Origin of the sequence: Neisseria sp. HMSC069H12 (genome assembly GCF_001812735.1) — a bacterium.
Lineage (GTDB): Bacteria > Pseudomonadota > Gammaproteobacteria > Burkholderiales > Neisseriaceae > Neisseria > Neisseria subflava.
In genome coordinates this window covers 18072-20687 of record NZ_KV810250.1, presented here as the reverse complement: position 1 = coordinate 20687, position 2616 = coordinate 18072, and the positions used below count along the sequence as shown (strand labels likewise).

The following is a 2616-nucleotide window of genomic DNA, read 5'->3' as shown; positions in this document are numbered from 1 at the left end:
AGGCGAGCATTTGGGCATCTTTGGCATCGGTTCGTGCATAACGCTGGAACGAACCATATCCGTAATCATTTCACGTTGTTCGTAAAGGGATTTGTCCAATTTTTCTTGAAGATTTTGAACAATTTTATTGCTGTTTTGCTTGAATTGCGCCATAACCATCCGCTGTCTCGAGCAAAAGTTTGTGCGCACGCTCAATTTCATTGTTATCCATGAATCGCTTTCTTAAAGAAAAAATAAAACAAAAGGAATGCTTTATCAGCATTCCCTATAATCTGTTAAATCAACCGAACGACCTACCGCCATAGCTGCGTTCTTCTTGCATTTGCGGCGTATTTTGGGCGGTTTCTTGCTGCTGGCGGTTTTCTTTTAAGGCTTCTGCCTGTTCGGCACGGAAATTTGCCACTACATCGGGATTTTCTGCCAAGGCTTTGGTGGCAAATGTGCCGTCGGTGTCGTTTTTCAAACCTTGAATAAGGGCTTGGAGTTTGTCGGCTGGAGAGTTGTTTTCTTTTGTATTTTCGTTTTGTTCTAAATTATCTAATCTGTCCTTAATTTCAATATCCCAATTAGGCGTGCCATACCCCTTAATTGAAGGATGATTTAAATTATATTGTTTTTCTCTGACAGTTGTTCCAGAACGATCGCCTGGTTTGGCACTTGTATTTCCTTCTATCGTGTAAACAATCCCTTTTTCCAAATCCACATCGGTAACAACGCCAGTATGATTAACAGTTCTAGTTTTGTCTTTTGTAGGTAAGAGGAAAAAAATCTGGTCTCCCTTTTGGGGTGTATAATTTGCCGAATCATTCCACCCCCCAATTTTTTGATAATTATTTTTACTATTTTCTGTTCTTGCAGAAAATCCCCCAATCATTTGTCTTGCATTTTGTTTACCAAAAGATTCTTCCATAACATAATCAACATACATATCGCACCAAAATTGTCCTTGTAGTCCATAGTGCGCACCAAAAATGGTTATGTCTTTGCCTTTTTCTGTATAGCCGTTATATTTCCTTAAGTTTTCAATATAATCATTAATTACTTGATCTTTAATATATTCTTTCGAATTTTCTTGATTGCTTACTTTAAATTCATTTGCTGCCATTTTCATTCCTTTGAAATAATGGTTGAAATCTAAATAATACAACGGCTACCTGATGATTTTTAGGGATTAAAATAATTCCTGTGACTGTTTGTTGATTTTAAAGCCATGTTTATCACGGTTAGTACAAGTTAGCGTTGATTCGCTTGCTGTGCATTGCCAACCATCACCTTTAATACTTTCCCCTGATTTTAATATTGTTGCCCTAGGGTTAAATGGAAAATCGCTACTACAAACCAGGCTGGCTTTTCCATTTTGTCCCACAAAAAACGATTCACCCCATTCCAATTCACACTCACCGCGTGGCAAAATCGGCTCATTCTCAATTCGGGTAAAACACTCTACGCCTATTACTTCTGCATCTTCAAGCTGACTTTCTGCTCCACAATAAATTGTGCCATTGGCAGCACGAAAGTTAAATTTGTAGTTCGTTGTTTCATTCATATATGAATCGTTTATTGTAGAAACAGGCTCTTTTGCATTCACTGTACAACCTGCCGAAAAAATAGAAAATGCAATAGTTGGGATAATGAGTAATTTTTTATATTGCATAATAACTCCTTGAGTAGCTGTGATTTTGTAGCATTGTAGCAATAAATCCTTAAAATGAAAAACACGGCTAAAATTGACCGCACTTTGTAGGCCGTCTGAAACTGTATCGGGATACGGTTTTAGACGGCCTTAAATATTTCATAGAAATTATATGGTTAAGCAGATACGTTTAATCTCGGCACTTTAATCTTGCCCTGTAATCGTTTTGTAAACGAACTATCTTTATAATAGCGGATTTTTTCACACATCACAGGATGGGATAGACCCTCATACACGAAAATCTCTTTATCTTCCGGCATTGCCTTTAATTCTTGTGGAAGCATCAATGCCCGACGTTCGTCACCAATACTGACACTTTTCTCCCTGCCTTTAGTTACATTGGATTTTTTTACTGATGTATAACCGAGCATTTCCGAGTAATCCACTGCATCTTGTTGCTCCCGCGGGGTGCAGAGGATTTGCAAGGCATGGTTGGTTACCATAGTCCGGCTTACTTCTTTTCCATATACAGAATCTAATTGGGCTAAAGATTGAATGATCGGAAACAGCCTAATGTTGTAACCTGCGATATAACTGACTGATTTGGCAATAATATCTACAGCACCTATGGAAGTAAATTCATCCATCAATAAAAGGCACTGATACCGCAATTCCTTATTGCTTTGAGGAAGTTCTTTGGTATTAAGGTTAATCAGTTGGCTAAAGAATAGATTAATGATTAATCGGGCTTCAGCCAGTTTGTTTGGTTGGATACCGATATAGATAGTCATCTTTTGTTTGCGTACATCGGTAAGCAGAAAATCATCCGCACTGGTTGCCGCATCTACAATAGCAAGCCGTAGTCTGCATGACCAACCGCGTGCGTGGCTGTGCCACACACCCTACCTGCAGGTGGCATAAATTTTAAACCTGACGGGTAGCAAGCGTAGCCTGCATGACCAACCGCGTGCGTGGCTGTGCCA

General features: G+C 39.1%; 3 protein-coding genes and 1 pseudogene. All 4 read right to left on the bottom strand.

Annotated elements, in window-relative coordinates; translation table 11 throughout:
- Positions 1 to 189, bottom strand: a pseudogene (locus tag HMPREF2872_RS11840) (hypothetical protein); the annotation flags it as partial.
- Between the two features lie 91 nt (positions 190 to 280).
- On the bottom strand, positions 281 to 1105 hold the full coding sequence (locus HMPREF2872_RS03590; RefSeq protein WP_070631265.1) for a CHAP domain-containing protein: 825 nt from the start codon (positions 1103 to 1105) through the stop codon (positions 281 to 283).
- A gap of 66 nt (positions 1106 to 1171) precedes the next feature.
- The gene (locus HMPREF2872_RS03585; protein ID WP_065425404.1) at positions 1172 to 1654 is read right to left on the bottom strand and encodes a DUF6636 domain-containing protein; all 483 of its coding nucleotides are present in this window, start codon (positions 1652 to 1654) and stop codon (positions 1172 to 1174) included.
- Between the two features lie 155 nt (positions 1655 to 1809).
- Complete coding sequence (locus tag HMPREF2872_RS03580) at positions 1810 to 2532, bottom strand: type IV secretory system conjugative DNA transfer family protein (RefSeq protein ID WP_283118978.1); 723 nt, start codon at positions 2530 to 2532, stop codon at positions 1810 to 1812.
- Positions 2533 to 2616: the final 84 nt, after the last annotated feature.

What these genes read in the sequence shown, in the direction of transcription:
- HMPREF2872_RS03590 (WP_070631265.1), bottom strand. Translation starts at nt 1,105, where the DNA reads ATGGCAGCAAATGAATTTAAAGTAAGCAATCAAGAAAATTCGAAAGAA.
- HMPREF2872_RS03585 (WP_065425404.1), bottom strand. Translation starts at nt 1,654, where the DNA reads ATGCAATATAAAAAATTACTCATTATCCCAACTATTGCATTTTCTATT.